Here is an 18,923-nt window from a genome sequence, read left to right on the forward strand (position 1 = left end):
GGAACCCGCCAGTGCCTACTGCCCGAACGCGCCGCGCAGGGCCGCGATCTTGCGCGGCAGGTCGTACTCCGCGCCGCCCTCGTGGCCGTTGTACGTGAACACCTCGATCTCCGCCGGACCCGCGTAGCGGTGGTAGGCGGCGAACACCGTGGACGACGGGCAGACCTTGTCCATCAGGCCCACGGAGAACCACGCCGGGGCGGTGGCCCGTGCCGCGAAGTTCACCCCGTCGAAGTAGGACAGGGTCTCCATCGCCTCGTCGATCCGGAACCGGTGCCCGGACAGCCAGCGCGCGATCTCCGCGTACGGACCCGTGTCCGTGATCTGTGAGGCGCGCCGGTAGTGGCAGAGGAACGGCACATCGGCGACGGCCGCCACGACATCGTCCCGCAGCCCGGCCACGGCGAGCGCAAGGCCGCCGCCCTGGCTGCCGCCGAGCACCGCGATGCGTGAGGCGTCCACCGCGTCGTGTGCCTTCACCGCGTCCACGGCGCGCACCGCGTCCGTGATCAGCCGGCGGTAGTAGTGCCGGCAGGGGTCCTCGATGCCCCGGGTGAGGAAGCCGGGGGAGGAGGAGCCGTTGCCTTCGGGCCCGATGTCCACGGTGTCCGCGGTGTTCTTGCCGCCGCCGCCCTGACCCCGGTTGTCCATGATCAGGTGTGCGTAGCCCAGGGCGCTCCAGGTGAGCCAGGAGTAGGGGATGCCCCGGCCGCCGTTGTAGCCGATGTACTGCACCACGGCGGGCAGCGGGCCGGAGCGGGCCCTGGGCAGCATCAGCCACGCCTTCACCGGCTGTCCGCCCCAGCCGGTGAACGTCACGTCGAGGACGTCGACGGTGCTGAATCCGGCGTCGTACGGGACGAACCCGGCGTCCAGTTGGTGCCGGGACGTCTCCGTGAGGGTCTTCTCCCAGAAGGCGTCGAAGTCGGCCGGTTCCTCCGGCTCCGGCCGATAGTCGCGCAGCCGGTCCAGTGGCATGTCGAACAGCAAGGGTCTAGCTCCTCTTCAGGGTGAGGTTGAGGGTCGCGCCGTGGCGTCCGGCGGTGTCGGCGGTGATCCGGATGCCGCTGCCGGACGCCGCGGCGCTCACACCCGCGTCTGCGGAGACCACGGTCAGCCCCCGCAGCGCCAGGTCCAGCACGACGGAGGACCGCAGCTGGGTCGGGTCGGAGAGGGAGACGGTCACCGTCTTCCCCTCGGGCCTGACCAGGACCGAGGCCGGGCCGTCCGCCGTGAGCTCCTGCGCGGTTCCCGCCGCCCAGAAGTTCGCGGCGAGCAGCCCGTCCGCGCCGCGGCGTACCGCGTGCACGGCGGTGGAGTCCGCGACCAGGGTCACCGGGGGCGCGGACGACCACTGCTTCGTGCGCTCGGCGGATGCCGCCGGGGCCTGCAGCCAGAAGTAGCCGGCCCCGTCCGGTGCGGTTCCGTGGTCCTGCCACAGCGTCAGATAGGGGCGGGTCACGGAGGTGTCGGTGCCGTACTTGAGGTTGATCTCGCGCCAGGTCGCCGTCCGGTCCTCGCGCAGCCCGTGCACGGTGACGGGCTCCGGGAAGACGTATCCGCCGGTCCCGGCGACGTGCAGCCACCGCACCCCGTCCAGCCGCGCCGACCAGCCGGTGTCCGAGGGGGCGGCCTCGCCGTTGACGAGCAGGGCCGCCGCCGGGTCGCGCAGCTTCCGGTTCTCCACGACCGTCTCGGCCGTGCCGGCGCCGGCGGTGATGCCGGAACCGACACACGCGATGACGTCGTCCAGGCAGAACCAGCTCTTCAGGCCCTCCAGCGAACTGCCGAACGCCCGCAGCTCCATGCCGTACGCGCCGAGCGTCGTGCCCGGCAGCGCGGTGCCGCCCGCCCAGTCGGCGGTGCTGGTGGTGCGCTGCCCCGCGGCGTCGGCGGGCCGGCCCGCGATGACCGTGGTGCCGGGCAGCCGCGCCGGGTCGACCGTCGGCCAGTAGTCCTCGCTGTAGTGGCCGAGGTCGTCCGTGTAGAGGAGCACCATGCCGTCGGAGAGGTGCCAGGCGTGCAGGTTCTCGTTCTGGATCGACTCGTAGTTGTAGATCCGGGACGAGTACGCGGAGATGCCGAGCGCGAACGAGGGGCGGTGGTGGGCCGCCTTGTCCATCCTGGGGTGCTGCTTGTGGGCGACCAGCGGACCGCGCGCCGGCACGGGAGAGGCGATGACCTGCCGGGCGGCGACGAGCGAGGCGAGGTCGGTGACGGCGAGGAAGTCCCGGTAGGTGTCCTCCGCGATCCACTGCTTGACCAGGGCGGTGAACCGGTCCGCGGTCTCGCCGGGGAAGCCCGGGATCAGCCGGACCACCGCCTCGATGACCGTCTGCGCGGAGACGTGGCCCTGCTTGCTCGGGCGGGCGATCTCGCGCCCGCACACCGACGCCATCACGTCGCCGCGTGCCAGCAGCGGATCGAAGCCCTCGTCGACCCAGCCCCGCACGTTGTCCAGGTCGGGATCGGTGACCGTCCACGCCGTACCGGCCAGGAGGTTCAGCAGCCGGGAGAGGTTGTTGAGCAGCTCCTTGCCGTAGCCGCCGTTGTACGGGTGCTTGTAGTGCTGGAGGAAGGAGCCGTCGGAGTAGAAACCCTCGCCGGTTCCCTCGGCCGCAGCACTCACGTCGTTGTACGCGAGGACGCTGTTGGCGCCCGAACCCTCGACGTCCGAAAGAGCGTCACGGACCCGGGCCAGGTCGTCCCCGCTGTCGCGCAGCACCGCGTTCACGGCGACGACGGTGGAGATCCACACCCGGTTGGCGCCGGTCGCGATCTGCCGGTCGGCCCGCCACAGGTTGGGGTCGGGTGTGTAGTGCAGGACGGCCGAGGTGATCCGGGCGAGCCGCTCGGCGCCCAGCGCGTCGTACAGCAGCACCGCCGCGTCGTTGAGCGCGAGCGCGGAGCCGATCTCCCAGTCCCAGTCGTTGTCGAACCGGGTGTGCTCGGGGCCGTAGCGGTTGGCCAGCATCCAGTCGATGCCGCCCAGCAGCAGATCGCGCAGCGCGGTGTCGCCGTACTGCGGGGTGCCGGGCACGGCCCAGGCGGTCGCGACCGTGGCGAGCCGCTTGAACGAGGTGGTGACGTGGTTGGAGAGCGTGGTGCTGGTCAGGTCCGGGAACAGCCCATCGGTACGCGAGGGGTCCAGGCCCTTGGCGGAGGTCGTCGCGGCCTTGCCGATCCGGGCCACGGCGGCGGCGATCTGCGGGTCCGTCAGGTCGAGGCCGGGGCCGCCGGTCAGCAGGGTGTGCCACCGGGTGCGCAGCGAGGCGGCGTCGTCGACCGGGTCCGCCGCGGCGGCCCGTGCGCTGTCCGCCGGGAGTACGAGCGGCAGGGCGGCGGCCGCGCCGAGGGCCGCCGCGCCCGCCAGGACGGTGCGGCGGGTGGTGGTGCCGTTGGTGCCCGGGGTGGTGCCTGGGTTCATGGCGCTGCCCTCACAGAAGGTGTCGGCGGTCGACGGCCGCGGCGAGCGCCGCATGGCCGGAAGGGTTGGGGTGGAGCCCGTCGCCGCTGTCGTACGCGGGCCGCAGCCGCTCCGGGTGGTCCGGGTCGCGGAGCGCCGCGTCGAAGTCGGCCACGGCGTCGAAGACGCGGCCGGTCCGCACCGCGGCGTTGATCCGCAGCCGCACCGTCTCCAGCTCGGGCGTCCAGCGGGTCCAGCCCCCGAACGGGGCGATGGTCGCGCCGACCGCCCGCAGCCCGGCGTCCCGCGAGCGCAGCACCAGCTGCCGGTAGCCGGCCAGGACGAGCGCGGGGTCCGTCTGGCTCGGCGGCTGCTGGAGGTCGTTGACGCCGAGGTGGACCAAGACGGTCCGCAGCCCGGGGAGCGACAGCACGTCGCGGTCGAAGCGAGCCTGTCCGCCGGGGCCGAACCGGGCGTCGTCCAGCAGCACCCGGTTGCCGCTGATCCCGAGATCCGCGACAGAGGAGCCGGGCAGCCGCCGGGCGAGCTGGTCCGGCCAGCGAAGACCGGAGTCGTCCGGCGTGCCGACGCCCTCCGCGATGGAGTCGCCGAGCACCGCGACCACCGGCCCGTGCGCGCCCGTCACCTCGACGCCGGTCAGCAGGTACACCGAAGTGGTGCGCTCCCCGTCGACTTCGTGCGAGGCGTGCGTGTTGCGGTGGAAGGACAACGGCCCGGTGGGGCCCGGCAGTTCGGTGCGCACGGTCAGCAGGGAGCCCTCCGCCGCCCGCAGTCCGGCGACCGTGTCACTGGTCAGCGAGGCACCCGCGGCGAGCCACGCCCGCCGCTGTCCGCCGAACGTCACGGGACTGCCGCCCGCGGTCACCGGCCCGATCAGTACGGGTACCGTGCCGAAGGCGTGCCCGTAGCGCAGCCGGACCTGTCCACCGGCCGACAGCCGGACGTGCGCGGTGAACGTGCCGCCGGTCAGCCCGGCGCTCGCCACCGGGTCGGTCTCCGTCGGCGCGGTCTGCGCGGCCGCCCAGGAGGTCGTCCAGCGTGAACGCCGCGCCTCGCCGGCCGCTGCGTCGGCGGCGTGCGCGCCCGGCGCCGCCACCGCGACGGCGGCCAGTCCGGCCGCGGCCGTCAGTACCCCGCGTCTCGCGGGCCCCCGGCCGCTCACTGCGGGCACGCGCCGGTCGGGGCGTACTCGCTGCCGTAGGTGCCGACCGCGTTGCCGCCGGTGTTGCCGCTCATCGTGTTGGTGCAGACGGGGCCCTGCGGGGTGCGCATGAACTTGATACCGCCGCCCGCGTTGTTGGTGATGGTGTTGCCGTAGACGCTGGTCGCGGTGCCGTCGGTGGCGGTGTCACCGCCGAGCCGGATGCCCGCGCCGACGTTGTCGTGGATGGTGTTGTAGCGGAAGATGTTGCCGCTGCCGCGTGCGTCGAGCCCGCCGGAGCTGGGGTCCTGCTGCTGACCGCAGTCGTTGTACTCGACGTAGTTGTTGGTCGAGTTCTCCTTCACGTCGACGCACTCGTTGCCCCGGGTGGCGATCGTGTTGTGGTGGATGCGGTTGTTCCGGCTGATGTCGGGGGCCGCGTCCGGGGCGCCGTTCGCGCCCTGCTGCTCGGGGGCCGTGCCGAGGTAGATGCCCTCGCCGTTCTTGCCGCCGCCGCCGAACTTGAAGTCCGCGACACCGCAGTCCGTGATCGTGTTGCCGGAGATCTCGGCGCCGGTCACCAGGTAGCGCACCCGCAGGCATTCGTCCGCCGCGTTCTTCAGGGTCATACCGGTGATGCGCAGACCGCCCACACCGTTCCCCGGAGTCGTGCTCATGACATAGATGAGCTTGAGGCGGTACCCCGACACATCGGTGGACGAGCCGTGCAGCCCGTCCACGGTGAATCCGCTCAGCGTCGTCGAGTCGTGCCGCACCTGGATGATCCGGGTGTCACCGGCGCCCTTCACCACCGCGTTCGACGGGCCCGTGAGGGTGACTCCGGCGCGCTCGGTGACGACATCCTGCTTGTACGTGCCCGCGGCGAGGTTCACCACCGCGCCGGCCGGCGCCAGGTCGAGGGCCTTCTGGATGGTGGCGAACGGGGACCCCGCCGACGTACCGGAGTTGGTGTCGCTGCCGGACGGCGACACGTAGTAGGAGGTGGCGGCCGGAGCGGCCACCGACGGCGGGGCGAGCGCGAGCGGGGTACCGGCCGCGAGTGCGGCGACGAGGGTGGTGCGCAGTGCGTGGCTCATGAGGTGTGCCTCCTGGGATCAGCGAAGGACAGAGCGAGCAGTACGGGGATGCTCGGGCCGAGAAGCAGTGGCCCCAGCGGTACGACGAGGGAGAGCAGTACGGCGGAGACCACCGCGCCGAGCAGGGCGGTGCCCCGGGCGGCCGAGCCGAAACCGAGCGCCAGCGCGCGGCGGGTCCAGTCGCGGAGGGTCCCGCCGGGCGTACGAGCGGCCTCGGCCGCGAGTGCCACGTGGTGGATGACCAGGGCGGCCGCGATGCCCGCCTGGGCGGCGAGCAGCACGAATGTCCACGGCTCCGAACGGCCGAGCAGGTAGACGATGTTGGCGGTCAGTACGGCGGCCACCGCCGTGGAGGCGAGCCCGTGCCGCCACAGGGAGCGCCAGTACCGGGGGAAGGACGCGAAGGTGTTGGCGAAGCAGTGGCTGTCTCCCTCGGCCCGCCAGCGCTGGAGCCCGTGCGCCATCGCGGCGAGCGCGGGCAGCCAGGTGACCACCCCCAGCGACAGCACGACGAACGCGGCCCCGGCGGCGGCCGGGTAGGCCACGAACTCCAGCCGCCGCAGCAGCGTCGGCCAGTTGGACGAGAGAGTTGCCCGCATCGGTCAGCCGGCCTTTCCTGTGTACGGTTCCGGCACGTCGAGGACGACCTCGCCGTCCAGTTCGAGCCGGGTGGCCGCCACCACGTACGGGGCGCCGTCCGAGGTGAGCAGCACGGCCGCGGCCTCGGCCTCGACGCCTGCGGTACGGATCCGGCGGGCGACGGGGGAGAGCAGCACGGTCTCCGTACCGAACGCCACTCCGTGCCCCGCCGCACAGGGCACCTGCGCCGCGTCCGCCCCCGTCTGCGGGCCGATCGCGGTGAGGAACAGCCCCTCGGCGGACCTGGCGGTCGTCGTACGCAGCGTGTGCAGGGTCCGGGTGAGGCTCAGCTCCGGCGTGCTGGACGTCGGATTGGCCACCACCTCGGTGACCTCGCTGACGGTCCGGCCGTCGGCGGGCGCGAACTGCCGCACCCGCGCGGTGGCCTCCCCGGAGCGGATCAGCCGGCTGCCGTCGGGCCGGGCCTCCGTGGGTCCGTCGGTCTGGAGCAGGAACGTCCACTCACGTGATGTGTCCGCCTCCGCGAGGTCCAGCAGCACCAGGCGGCCCGAGGGGGTGAACACCAGCGTCCGGTCCAGCCTCCGCACCCCGAGCGCGGGGTCGTACATCGCGGCGATCTCCGCCGTCGCGTGCGCCCATCCGCAGTCGGGGGAGAGGAGCACATCGCGCTGCCTGGCCTGCCGTTCGAAGGGGATGTCGCGGTACACGTGGTACCGGTCCTCGTCCGCGTACCCCTGGCCGTCCACCAGCAGCAGATTGTGGTGCGCGGCCTTCTTGCGGTTGCTGTAGCCCTCGTCCACCGCGAGGAACGCGCCCTGCGAGACCAGCACGAACGAGCCCGAATCGGGGTGGTGGTGGCCCTGGTTGAGGGTCTCCCAGCCGTGTTCCGCCCGGTGCTTCGCGGCCGTCTCCCAGGCCCGGTGGCCCCCGCCGGGGCTCGCCTTGAACGAGACCAGGGTGGCGTCGTCGTCCCAGCCGGTACGGGCGGCGAGCAGTCCCAGGTCCGGGAAGAACGCCCGGGTCTCGGTGGGCCTCGCGGCCTCCACGGACGGGTCGTACCAGAGGTATTCGAGGTAGGCCTCCGGCAGGATCCCCGGCCGCACACCGCTCTCGGCCGCCTCCTTCCACAGCAGCTCGCCCGAGGCCAGATCACCCATCCACTGGGCCTCCGGGATGCCGTACTGCGCACCGAGGCGGTAGTAGAGCCCGGCACTGTGGCCGCTGCGCCGGTCGTGGCAGTCACCGTGGTCGACGTTGAACGCGAAGCCGGGCGCGGTCTGGTGCAGCCGATAGCGGAACGTGTGGGACATGAACCCGCCCCGGTCCCACCAGTCGATACCCTCGGCCTCCTTCAGGAGGTCCAGGTGGATGGCGAGGAAGGGCACGCCGTAGCGCCAGTACACGACGCCCTCCGCGTGCGAGCCGTCCTCCGGCATCAGGTCGAGCACGGTCCCGAGGTTGTCCTTGGCCCGCTCGGTCCACTCCTCCTTGCCGAGCACGTACCCGGCCGTGGCCAGCCCCGCGTAGCAGATCCAGTTGTGGTTCTGCCAGTACGAGGACGACCACCAGCTGCCCTCGCTCGCCACCGCGTACTCGTACATCCGCCGGCCCTGGAGCAGCAGCTTGTACCGCAGCAGCGCCCGTACCCCGTCCGGCAGTTCGTCGCCGATCCACTTGTACGCGAGGGCCAGGTGGTGCAGCAGCCAGCCGGCGTCCAGATCGTGGTCCGGCATATGGGCCTTGCCCCAGTGGGGCAGCCGCACCGCGGCCTCGATCCACCGCCGGCTCTCCGCCAGATGGGCCGGATCGCCGCCCACCCGGTAGGCCAGCGCCGGGTTGGACGCCGCCGGGCCCAGCCAGGTGATGCTGGCCAGCGGGTGCGTACGGGGCGGGGTCAGCCCGCGGTGACGGGCAGCCTCCTCGTACAGCCGGGTCTCCTGCGCGGGGCGCGGTCCTGGCGGCGGGGTCGCCGAGAGCAACAAGGGTCAGTCCTCCGATCGGAACCGTGTGGTGCTGCCGTCCGCGAGCCGGACCGTCAGCCCGTCCTCCGCCGGCGTCACGTCGGTGACGGCGGGCCCGGCGGACCCGGCCTGGTACACCGAGGCGAAGGTGACCCGGTCGGTGACGGCGGTGAAGTCGACCCGGGTCCGCACCCGCTGGGGGTCGTCGGCCGAGCCGGGGCCCGGGGTGCTCACCGGGCGCACCGGCACCCCGGCGAGGTGCGTGTGCCAGCCGTGCAGCGTCTCGTCGCCGTACCAGGTGGTGCGCACCGGCCCTGCCCCCTGCGACTGGACGTCCAGGGCGGTGCCGGGTCGCAGCTGCGCGGTGATGCGCCGGTCCTCCCCGGCGGTCACGGTCAGCAGGTCGACGAGGAAGCCCTCGCCCGCCACGATCCGCCGGACCGCCCGCACGCCCTCGTACGCGGTGGTCACCTCCGCGGTCACCGAGCGGTCGTCCGAGTGCAGCAGCTTGCCCGTGCACTCGGCCTGCTCGCCGCCGTCCACCCGGAACGCCGGATGCGCCTCGGTCGACGCGTACAGATCACGGAACTCGGCGTGGGCGTAGGGGACCTGACCGGGGTCGGGCTGCCACGGAGTCGTATCGCCGTAGAGATAAAGAGACAGCTTGTCCCGGTGGCCGTGCGAACCGCCGTGCGGGCCGAAGTCCAGCAGCGCGTGGATGCCCGCGACCCGCAGCACCCCGTAACCGGCTGACCCGAACACCGTCAGCGCACCGGGCGCGGCCCGTTCCGGCAGCGGCGGGCCGGCGAACCAGCCGTCCAGCTCCCGGTCGAGACCGTCGTCCGCGTCACCGAGCTCGGCACGGGCCCGCCCGGCCACCGCCTCCAGTGCGGGGGACGGCACCAACTGCTGAGCGAGCGCGATGAGTTCGAGCCATTCCAGGGCCAGCGGACCGCGCAGGTACGGACCGTCGTGCAGCGCCGGCAGAATGCCGCCCGGTGTCACGATCGTCGCCAGCACGTCCGTCATCCCGGCCAGCACACCCACCACATCGGCTGGGACGGCCGCCGGATCGGTTCCCCGGAGCGCGAGCAGCGCGGCCCGCAGTACGAACCCGTGGTAGTAGGTGCTGCCCTCCCACTCCCAGCCGTCCTCCGCGACCGCGACCCGCAGATGCGCGTACAGGCCGTGCTCGCCCTCCAGCCACTCCTTGCCGCCGTCCCACTCCTGCCCGCGCGCCGCGGCGGCGCCGCGACCGGCGGCCACCCCCGCGGCGTTGAGCCACGCGGTGTAGTTGGAGGCGAGCTGCCCCTTTCCGGTCAGCACGTTCCGGGCGTCCAGGGCCGCCCGCTCCAACGCGTCCAGCAGCGGCAGCACTCCGGCCAGATCATCCGTGCCGTGCTCGGCCAGCGTGCTGGCCGCGTGACCGATGTTCACCGCCCAGATCGCGTCCGTCAGCGCCTGGTGGAAGAGCCGGCCGCGCAGCATCCAGCCCTGCGCCTCGCCGTGCTGCGCGGTGGCCAGCTCCTCGTACAGACCCGCGTACTCGACGAGCCGGGCCACCGCCTCCGCGCGCTCGCCGCGGTGGGCGAGCACCCGCAGATGCCGGGCCCATGCCTGGTGCGACAGCACCAGCCAGGCACCGCGCACCGCCTCGTCGTCGACCCGGCAGCCGTACGCGCAGCGCGCGCCGCCCTCGGGGAACACCCCGCCGAGCACATCGCCGTGATCCAGCTCCACCCCGTGCGCCGGGCACACGTACGCGTGCCACCAGCCGCCCCGCTCCCGGGCGATCCCCCTCAACGCGGCCACACGCCACCGTCGATGTCCACCGTGGTGGCGGTCAGGAAGCCGGACGCGGGCGACGCGAGGTGGACGACGGCGGAGCCGACGTCCTGCGGAGTGCCGGCCCGGCCCACCGGGATGCCCGCCTCCATCGCCTCCTGCGCCTGGGGCGCGGTGAACGTGTCGTGGAAGGCGGTGCCCTTGATGAAGCCGGGCGCCACGGCGTTCACGGTGATGCCGGTGCCGCCGAGCTCCTTGGCCAGGCCCTTGGTGAAGCCGACGACTCCGGCCTTGGCCGCCGCGTAGGCGACGGAGCCGGGGCCGCCGCCGTTGTGCGCGGCCAGCGAGGCCATGGTGATGACGCGCCCGGCCGACGACTTCGTCAGATGCGGCAGAGCGGCCCGCACGGTGCGGAACGTCGAGGTCAGATTGGTGGAGATGACCTGCTCGAAGTGGTCGTCGGACATCTCGGCGATCTTCGTCCGGCCGATCAGATGGCCCGCGTTGCAGACCAGGACGTCCAGGCCGCCGAGGAATCCGGTCGCCTCCTCGACGAAGCGGTCCACCTCGGACGACACCGTCACATCGGCCTGGAATGCCTTGGCCCGGCGGCCCAGCGCCTCGATCTCGGAGACCGTCTTCGCGGCCTCCTCCGCGGAGGAGTGGTAGTGGACGGCGACATCGGCGCCGGCCTCCGCGAGGGCGACGGCGATGGCACGGCCGATGCCGTGGCCCGCTCCGGTCACCAGCGCGCGGGAACCTTGGAGAGCAGCAGACATGGGGGGAAACCTTTCGATATCCGGTCACTCAGGACCGGGACCGGTCACTTGAGACCGGCGGTTGCGAAGCCCTGCACGAAATAGCGCTGGCCGATGAGGAAGAGAACGACCATGGGCAGGGTGGCGAGCGTGGTGCCCGCCATCAGGAAGTGCCACTGGGTGCCGTTCTCGGTCTTGAAGACGGAGAGCCCGACCTGGATCACCCGGAGGTTGTCCGAATGGGTCACCAGCAACGGCCACAGGAAGTTGTTCCAGGACGATTCGAAGGTCAGCAGCGCCACCGTGATGAAGGCCGGCTTGACCTGCGGGGACATGATCCTGGAGTAGATCCGGAACTCCCCGAGCCCGTCGAGCCGGGCGGCCTCCTCCAGTTCCACCGGGAGGTCCAGGTAGAACTGCCGGAAGAGGAAGACGGCGAACGGGGTGACCGCGCCGGGCACGATGAGTGCCCACCAGGAGTCCAGCCAGCCGCTGCCGCCCTGGCCGAAGAGGTCGTTTCCCCCGGCCAGCGGCATGAAGCGGACGATCAGGAACTCCGGCAGCACCTTGGTGTACGTCGGGATCATCAGCGCCGCGATGAACAGGTAGAAGATGACCTCGCTGCCCCGGAACCTGATCCGGGCCAGTGAGTACCCCGCCATCGACGCCACCAGGACGTTGATGAGGGTGTGGCTGAACGCGATGATGAAGCTGTTGCGGGCGTACGTGGCGAAGGGCGCGGCCTTGAGCGCGTCGACGTAGTTGCCGAACTCCCAGTGCTCCGGCAGCAGTCCGGCGTCCTGCGACGCGATCTCCACGGGTGTCTTGAGGGAGGTCAGCACCATCCAGACGAACGGCACCACCATCAGCAGCGAGACGGCGCAGAGCGTCAGGAACAGCGCGATCCGGCCGGCGGAGCGGCGGTTGCCCTTCGCGGCGGGCCGGGGCGGACGCAGGGCCCCGGGCTTGTGCAGCTCAGCTGTGGCCACGGGTGCCTCCCATGATCCGCCGGTTGACCAGGGTGAAGCCCATCAGCAGGACGAACAGCACCAGGGACTGGGCGCAGGCGTAGCCGACGCGGAACTCCCGGAAGGCGGACTTGTAGATCTCATACGTCATCATCGTGGTGCTGTTGGCCGGTCCGCCGTCGGTCAGGATGTAGATCTGGTCGAAGGACTGGAACGCGTTGATCATCGAGGTGATGAGCACGAAGAACGTCGCCGGTTTCAGCAGCGGCAGGGTGATCGAGAAGAACTGCCGGACCTTCGAGGCGCCGTCCACGGAGGCCGCTTCGTACAGCTCCTTCGGCAGGGACTGCAACGCGGCCAAGTAGATGAGCATCTTCATGCCGATGCCCTGCCAGATGCCGACCAGGATCACCGACGGCATCGCCCACGATGTCGAGGAGAGCCAGGCCGGGCCCTGGATGCCGACGAATGAGAGCAGGGTGTTGAACAGCCCGTTGCCCGGGTTGTAGATCCACAGCCAGACCAGGGCGATGGCCACCGTGGCGGTGACCTGCGGCAGGAAGATCGCGGTGCGGAAGACACCCCGCGCCTTCAGCCCCGTGTGCAGGGCGAGCGCCATCAGCAGCCCCAGCGCCATGCCGAACGGCACGGTGAAGAAGGTGTAGATGACGGTGTTCACGATGGACTTGCGGAACACCGCGTCGTCCAGCATGTCCCGGAAGTTGTCGAACCCCACGAACTGCGGCGGCGTCAGCACGTCGTATTTGGTGAAGGCCAGGACGACCGAGGCGACGACCGGCAGCCCGATCCAGAGGGAGGCGTGCAGCAGGGCGGGTGCCACCATGAACATGCCGGCCCGTTGCCTGCGACGCCCGGGACCCGTCGGGGTCCTGCGCGACCGCCGGGTCGGCGGTGCGCTGTGCTCAGTCGGGGAAGGAGGCCGCGCGGGCCGTGCCTTCAGTACGGATACAGCTCCCACAGTGACGCCTCACATCCGGCCGATGGCGGCCTCGGCCAGCCGGCCGAGTTCCGCGATGGCGTCCTTCGCGGACTGTCCGCCCACGATCGCGGGCTCAAGGGTCGGCTTGATCTTCTCGCGGATCTCCATCCACGCGGCCGTGCCGCCCTCCGAGCGCGCGGCGCTCATGTTCCGCAGTGACAGGTCGACGAACTTGTTCTCCTTCACATAGCCGGATTCGTTGAGGTCCTTGAGCCCCGGCACGGAACCGCGCTGCTTGGCCGCGCCCAGGATCGATTCCGGCGTGGAGAGGTACTCGACCAGCGCACGGGCCGCCGAGGGGTGCTTGGAACTCGCTGACTGGGTGACCAGGGTGCCGCCCTGGAGCATCGCCGGCCTGCGGTTGGCGAGGACGAAGCAGCCGAGCGTGTCGTTCTTGAGAAGGTCCGGCGACTGCTCGCGGCACTGTTCCCACAGGGCGCTGGTCGTCATCATCATCGACGCCTTGCCGGTCTGGACGTTCGACGGTGCACCGGCGTCCGTCTTCTTCGTGTAGTCCGCGGAACCGTCCTTCGACAGGTCCTTGAAGAACTGCAGTGCCTCGACGCCCCGGCTGTCGGTGAACAGCACCTTCTTGCCGTCCTCGCTGAACAGCTGACCGCCGTTGGCGAAGAGGAAGGTCTCCCAGCACTGCCGAAGATCGATGGAGAACGGGTCGAAACCGATCCGGCCGCCCTTCGTCAGCTGCTTGGCGACGGCCCGCAGCTCCGCCCAGTTGGCCGGGGTCTTCTTGATCCCGGCCTCGGTGAAGTGGTCCTTGCGGTAGACGACGATGCGGGTGTCCAGCACCACCGGCAGCGCGTACAGCTTGCCGTCGTAGCGGGAGGGCTCCAGCACCCGCTTCTCGTAGTCGTGCGCGGTGGCGAACTTCTCGGGCAGCGGGGCTATCGCCTTCTTGGCCGCGAACGGCGGGATCCAGCCGACGCCCATCATCAGCACGTCGGGCAGCAGGCCGCCCGCGAGTCCCGTGGTGATCTTCTCGTTGAGCTGCGCGTACGTGGTGTAGTCCACGTTCACCTTGACGTCCGGATACTTCTTCCGGAAGCCGCCGAGGATCTGCTTCTCCAACAGCGTCTTGCCGTCGGCGCCCTCGTAGATCGGGGTGAGCAGCGTGATCTCGCCCTCGGCGGGACCGTCGGCGGAGCCGGCCGCGGAGGAGCCGGTGCCGCAGCCGGAGAGTGCGGCCGCGGCAGTGCCGGCGCCGATGGCAGCCAGCAGCGACCGTCGTTTGAGTTCCATGGGCACCCCTTTTGAGGTGGAGGCAGTGGATCGATCCAGCGATGGCAACCCGGCCATGGCTGGGAAGCGCTGGTAAATCGATGCACTGAGACTAGGAACGCCCTGAGAGGCGCGTCAACAGCTGATGCACAACAATTTTCAGGGAAGTTAACAGGTGTACCGGTGAAGAGAGTTCAGTAAATCGGTACACTAGTCTGGCTGAACGCGTTCCGAACCGGAGGTGGCATGAGCGGGGTAACGATCCATCAGGTCGCGGAGGCCGCGGGTGTATCCGCGAGCACCGTGTCGAACGTCCTCAACGGGCGTACGGACCGTATGCAGGCGGCCACCCTGGCCCGCGTGGAGCAGGTGATCGAGCAGCTCAGCTACCGGCCCAACCGCGCGGCGCGGATGCTGCGCACCGGCCGGATCAAGGTCATCGGCCTGATCGTGCCGTCCGTCGCCAACCCCTTCTGGGGTTCGCTCGCCCGCGAGCTGGAGGCCATCGCGCTGGCCGACGGCTACCACGTACTGCTCTGCAACAGCGAGCGCGACCCGGCCCGAGAGCTCAAGTACAGCGAGGAGCTGCTGGCCGACGGGGTGAGCGGGGTGGTGCTCTGCTCCTCACTGCCCTCGCTCGACCACGTCGCGCCGCTGCTCGGACGCGGCCTGAAGATGGTCGCGTTCGACCGCACCGCCCAGGCGGGTGACCCTCCCTCGCTCTCCTCCATCAGCGTCGACAACGCGATGGGTGCGGAGCTGGCCACCCGCCACCTGCTCGAACTGGGACATCGCAGGCTGGCGTTCGTCTCCGGCTCGGTCAACAGTGTCAACCGCCGCGAGCGGCTGCGCGGATTCCGGGCCGCCCTGGAGTCGGCCGGCCTCGACCCCGCCGACGCGATCGTCTGGCCCGGCGCCGACACCGCCGAGTTCGGTGACAAGGACGCCGCCGAACTGGGCCGCAACGCCGCCCGCGAGCTTCTCGGCCGGCCGCGGCCGCCCACCGCGTTCGTCGCCATCAACGACATGTGCGCGATCGGGATCTGCCGGGGCGCGAAGGACGCCGGGCGCAGCGCCGGTCAGGACGTCTCCGTGGTCGGGTTCGATGACATCCTGCTCGCGGACCTCTTCGAGCCACCGCTCACCACGGTCCGCCAGCCGCTGCCGGAGATGGCCGCCGAGACGTTTCAGCAGCTGCGCGCACGCATCGACTCGGCACCGGTCGCGGGGCGTTCGCTCCTGATCAGGCCGAGGCTCGTCGTACGGAAGTCGACCGCGCAGGCACCCGAGGGGGCGGTGGTGCCGGCGAGCCGGGCGCGCATCGGTGAGCCCACGGCCCCGACGGCGGGGGCGCGCGGCTGACCGGGCGGCGGTGAGCGCGAGGACGCCGCCCCGGGCGCGCCCCCGAAGCGCGGATCCCGGGAGGCGGTACGGGCGTTGACGGCGGGAGGTCGGTTCCCCCGGGGCCGGGCGCCGTAGCGCGGCCCGTCGACGAGTAGCGCGACCATCCGCCGGGTGTGGCCCTCCCGTCGTCGTGGGCGGGCATGGCCAGGTTGCCCGTGGCGCGCAGCAGATCGTCCGGGCCGATGGCGGAGCGGATCTCGCCCGCCCGCGCCGCGGTGTCCAGGAGTGCGCCGAGTACGGGTACGAATCGCCGCCGGAAGTAATCGGGCAGGCTGCCGTAGGCCCGGTCGCCCGAGTGGAGGGCGGCGCCCAGCCCGCGCTTCGTGCCGATGAAGACCGCGCATCGCTGCAGCCACCCCACGAGCGCCTCAGCCGGCTCGCGCTGCGCCGCGCGTGGGCGCGCGGACGCTTGCCGGGCTGCGCACCGGTTGCGCCGGCTCCGCTCCCGCCGGCCGTGTCCTCGTGTGTGACGCCCCCTCCTCGCTAAGCGGAGCGATGCTCCGTATCGTCTAAGTCGAACGATGGTCCGTTTGCCGCGGCGTAGCGCCTGGGCGCGCTCTGCCGGGCACCGGTCAAGGCACGAGGAGAATCATGAACTACCGCACACTGGGACGGACAGGCATCAAGGTCAGCCCGTACTGTCTCGGCGCGATGATGTTCGGTGCCGCGGGCAACCGCGATCACGACGAGTCCGTCCGGATCATCCACAAGGCGCTGGACGCGGGGATCAACTTCGTCGACACCGCCGACGCCTACTCGCGCGGTGAGTCCGAGGAGATCGTCGGAAAGGCCCTCAAGGGCCGCCGTGACACGGTGGTGCTGGCCACCAAGGCCCACCTCCCGATGGGCGACGACCCCACCCAGCAGGGCAATTCGCGGCGCTGGCTGGTCCGCGCGCTGGAGGACTCCCTGCGCAGGCTGGGCACCGACCACGTCGACCTCTTCCAGGTCCACCGACCCGCCCCCGACACCGACGTGGAGGAGACCCTCTCCGCCCTCACCGACCTGGTGCGCGCGGGCAAGGTCCGCGCCATCGGCTCCTCCACCTTCCCCGCGTCGGACATCGTCGAGGCGCAGTGGACCGCCGAGCGGCGCGGCCTGGAGCGCTTCCGCACCGAGCAGCCGCCGTACTCGATCCTCAACCGGGGGATCGAACGCGAGGTGCTGCCCGTCTGCGAGCGCTACGGCATGGGCGCCATCGTCTGGAGCCCGCTCGCGCAGGGCTGCTCACCGGCCGCTTCCGCAAGGGCGCCGGGACCGACAGCGTCCGGGCGGCCCCCGGATACCGGTACCTGAGCGACGAGCGCCGGCTCGACACGGTCGAACAGCTCATCCCGGTGGCCCAGGAGGCGGGGATGTCCCTGACCCACCTGGCGATGGCCTTCGCCATCGCCCACCCCGGTGTCACCTCGGCGATCATCGGCCCGCGCACCATGGAGCACCTCGACGACCTGCTCGCCGGTGAGGGGACCGTGCTCACCGACGAGGTCTTCGACCGGATCGACGTCATCGTGCCGCCCGGCACCGACGTCGGGACGCTCGACATGGCCTACGACCCGCCCGCCATCGGGCAGGCCGCGCTGCGCCGCCGCGTGCCCGGCGAGCGCTCCGCCGCCTGATCAGGCGGCCCGGACCCGGTGCGGGCCGCGGGCCGCACCGGACTCAGTCCGCCGAGGGGGCCCAGCCGTTCGCCTCGATGCGGTGGGCATCGCCCGCCCGGCCCTCGTCGAAGACCGTGCGGCCGCCGTCCTCGACCCGGATCGCGTCGACATAGACCCCGCGGCCGACGTACAGCTGGTCCGTGGCATACCGCCACCTCAGCCGCAGCTCCGTGCCGTGCCAGGCCGACAGGTCCGCGTCCAGCCGGTGCCAGACCCGGCCCGACCAGCCGGAGACGGAGCCGGCCGGATGGGGCTCCGGCCGGGGCCGCCGGTCCTGCGGCGCCGGAACGGTACTGAAGGGCACCGACTGCCAGCTCTTCCCGGCGTCGGAGGAGCCCTCCAGGAACAGGAAGTCGGAGTCCGGTTCGGTGTCCCACCACAGGGCGCAGCTCAGCCGGGCGCGCGAGGAGCTGAGGGACAGCGGCGGGAGCGCCAGGGTGGCAGCGGACGCACTGGCCAGGCCGGAGAACCAGGCCGTACGGCCCCGGACGGGCGGGACCGCGACGGCGCGCGCCATCTGGTTGGCGGTGGCGACGCGTGGCGCGCTGCCGGAGCGCCAGTCGCGTACCGGGTGGACCGAGTTGCCGAGGACGATCAGGAACGAGTCGGTGCTCGGGTCCAGGACCAGGCTGGTGCCGGTGAACCCGGTGTGGCCAGCGGTGCGCGGGGTGGCCATCGCGCCCATGTACCAGTGCTGGTAGAGCTCGAAGCCGAGGCCGTGCGCATCGCCCGGGAACGCCGTGTTGAAGTCGGTGAACAGCAGGTCCACCGAATGGGCGGAGAGGATCCTCGCGCGTCCGTAGACCCCGCCGTTGAGGAGTGTGCGGGCGAGGACCGCCAGGTCCCAGGCGCAGGAGAAGACGCCGGCGTGACCGGCGACGCCGTCGAGGCTGTACGCGTTCTCGTCGTGCACCTCGCCCCAGACGAGTCCCCGGTCGAGGCCGGACCACGGCGGCCGCTCGTCCTCGGTCGCGGCGATCTTCGGCCGCCAGGAGGCGGGCGGGTTGTAACGGGTGCGGTGCATCCCGAGCGGAGCGGTGATCTGCTTGCGGAGCAGGACGTCCTCGGTGCGGCCGGTGATCTTCTCCAGCACCAGCTGGAGCGAGATCAGATTGAGGTCGGAGTAGAGGTACGCCGTGCCCGGCGGGCTCGCCGGCACCTCGTTCCAGATCAGCGCCAGCTTCCCCTCCCGGGTCGGCGCCGAGTAGAGCGGAATTCAGGCGCGGAAGCCCGAGGTGTGGGTGAGCAGCTGACGGATCGTGATGTCCTGCTTGCCGCCGCCGGCGAAGTCGGGGAGGTACGAGGCGACCGTCGCCTCCAGCTCCAGCGTGCCCCGTTCGATCTGCTGCACGGCCAGGATCGAGGTGAACAGCTTCGACACCGACGCCAGGTCGAACACCGTGTCCTCGGCCATGGCGATCTGCTGCTCCGGCGGGAACTCCACCCCGGTGTCGGTCTCCTCGTCGTACGCCGCATAGCGCACCGCCTTGCCGATCGGCCGGTGCAGCGCGACCGTCCCGCCCCGCCCGGCCAGCAGCACCGCGCCCGCGTACCAGGGGTGCTCGGGGGAGTCGCCGAGATATCGCTCGGCCTCGGTGACGAGCTGGTCCAGCGGCTCCTGGAGCAGCCCGGCCCGTGCCGCCGAGCCGCGCCGCAGCGTCGGCCGGTGCTGCCCGGACGGTGATCCCGCCGCGGTTCCTGCGCGCATGTCCGACGCCCCCGCCTCCGGCTCCGTGGCAGACGCCCGCTCCGCGAACGGAATCGGCGCCAGGGCGAGTGCTCCGCCCAGGGCCAGCATCCCACCGCCCAGCCTCCGCCGGCTGATGCCCCCGCCCGCCGTGTCCTCGGCCATCCGGAACCCCTTTCCTGCGTGAAAGTAACTTTC

At 71.5% G+C, this 18,923-nt stretch carries 13 protein-coding genes and 2 pseudogenes; 2 read left to right on the top strand and 13 right to left on the bottom strand.

Annotated features, from left to right (window positions below; all coding sequences use genetic code 11):
• Positions 1-15: 15 nt before the first annotated feature.
• The 11 genes from RLT59_RS37090 to RLT59_RS37140 form a co-directional block, all read right to left on the bottom strand.
• Entirely contained in the window at positions 16-990 is a 975-nt protein-coding gene (locus tag RLT59_RS37090) for an acetylxylan esterase (protein ID WP_311307455.1), read from the bottom strand.
• A 4-nt stretch (positions 991-994) separates the two neighbouring features.
• The gene (locus tag RLT59_RS37095) at positions 995-3,481 is read right to left on the bottom strand and encodes a polysaccharide lyase 8 family protein (protein WP_311307456.1); all 2,487 of its coding nucleotides are present in this window, start codon (positions 3,479-3,481) and stop codon (positions 995-997) included.
• Positions 3,438-4,598 (bottom strand): SGNH/GDSL hydrolase family protein, encoded by a 1,161-nt coding sequence (locus RLT59_RS37100; RefSeq protein WP_311307457.1) that lies wholly within the window; start codon positions 4,596-4,598, stop codon positions 3,438-3,440. The genes RLT59_RS37095 and RLT59_RS37100 overlap by 44 nt, the downstream gene beginning before the upstream one ends.
• Complete coding sequence (locus RLT59_RS37105; RefSeq protein ID WP_311307458.1) at positions 4,586-5,665, bottom strand: DUF1565 domain-containing protein; 1,080 nt, start codon at positions 5,663-5,665, stop codon at positions 4,586-4,588. The genes RLT59_RS37100 and RLT59_RS37105 overlap by 13 nt, the downstream gene beginning before the upstream one ends.
• Positions 5,662-6,264 (bottom strand): DUF624 domain-containing protein, encoded by a 603-nt coding sequence (locus RLT59_RS37110; protein WP_311307459.1) that lies wholly within the window; start codon positions 6,262-6,264, stop codon positions 5,662-5,664. Before RLT59_RS37110 ends, RLT59_RS37105 begins: the two co-directional genes overlap by 4 nt.
• Before the next feature lie 3 nt (positions 6,265-6,267).
• A complete protein-coding gene (locus tag RLT59_RS37115) occupies positions 6,268-8,247 on the bottom strand; it encodes a DUF4962 domain-containing protein (RefSeq protein WP_311307460.1) in 1,980 nt (659 codons plus the stop codon).
• Positions 8,248-8,250: 3 nt separating this feature from the next.
• Complete coding sequence (locus RLT59_RS37120) at positions 8,251-10,038, bottom strand: heparinase II/III domain-containing protein (protein WP_311307461.1); 1,788 nt, start codon at positions 10,036-10,038, stop codon at positions 8,251-8,253.
• Positions 10,026-10,790 carry an SDR family NAD(P)-dependent oxidoreductase gene (locus RLT59_RS37125; RefSeq protein WP_311307462.1) on the bottom strand — a complete coding sequence of 255 codons (765 nt, stop codon included), beginning with the start codon at positions 10,788-10,790 and terminating at the stop codon, positions 10,026-10,028. The genes RLT59_RS37120 and RLT59_RS37125 overlap by 13 nt, the downstream gene beginning before the upstream one ends.
• A 44-nt stretch (positions 10,791-10,834) precedes the next feature.
• Entirely contained in the window at positions 10,835-11,758 is a 924-nt protein-coding gene (locus tag RLT59_RS37130) for a carbohydrate ABC transporter permease (RefSeq protein ID WP_311307463.1), read from the bottom strand.
• The gene (locus RLT59_RS37135) at positions 11,745-12,587 is read right to left on the bottom strand and encodes a carbohydrate ABC transporter permease (RefSeq protein WP_311307464.1); all 843 of its coding nucleotides are present in this window, start codon (positions 12,585-12,587) and stop codon (positions 11,745-11,747) included. Before RLT59_RS37135 ends, RLT59_RS37130 begins: the two co-directional genes overlap by 14 nt.
• 138 nt (positions 12,588-12,725) lie before the next feature.
• Complete coding sequence (locus tag RLT59_RS37140) at positions 12,726-13,994, bottom strand: ABC transporter substrate-binding protein (RefSeq protein WP_311307465.1); 1,269 nt, start codon at positions 13,992-13,994, stop codon at positions 12,726-12,728.
• A 225-nt stretch (positions 13,995-14,219) separates the two neighbouring features.
• Between RLT59_RS37140 and RLT59_RS37145 the strand changes: the two genes are divergently transcribed.
• On the top strand, positions 14,220-15,335 hold the full coding sequence (locus RLT59_RS37145) for a LacI family DNA-binding transcriptional regulator (RefSeq protein ID WP_311307466.1): 1,116 nt from the start codon (positions 14,220-14,222) through the stop codon (positions 15,333-15,335).
• Here the strand turns inward: RLT59_RS37145 and RLT59_RS39545 are convergent.
• Positions 15,217-15,738, bottom strand: a complete 522-nt coding sequence (locus tag RLT59_RS39545) for an SbtR family transcriptional regulator (RefSeq protein WP_399126760.1) — start codon at positions 15,736-15,738, stop codon at positions 15,217-15,219. The genes RLT59_RS37145 and RLT59_RS39545 overlap by 119 nt on opposite strands.
• Before the next feature lie 230 nt (positions 15,739-15,968).
• Between RLT59_RS39545 and RLT59_RS37150 the strand changes: the two are divergent.
• Positions 15,969-16,996: pseudogene (locus RLT59_RS37150) on the top strand (aldo/keto reductase).
• Positions 16,997-17,039: 43 nt separating this feature from the next.
• On the opposite strand, the pseudogene RLT59_RS37155 reads toward RLT59_RS37150, so the two are convergent.
• A pseudogene (locus RLT59_RS37155) lies at positions 17,040-18,890 on the bottom strand (serine hydrolase).
• Between the last annotated feature and the right edge of the window lie 33 nt (positions 18,891-18,923).

Origin of the sequence: Streptomyces sp. ITFR-6 (assembly GCF_031844725.1) — a bacterium.
Taxonomy (GTDB): domain Bacteria; phylum Actinomycetota; class Actinomycetes; order Streptomycetales; family Streptomycetaceae; genus Streptomyces.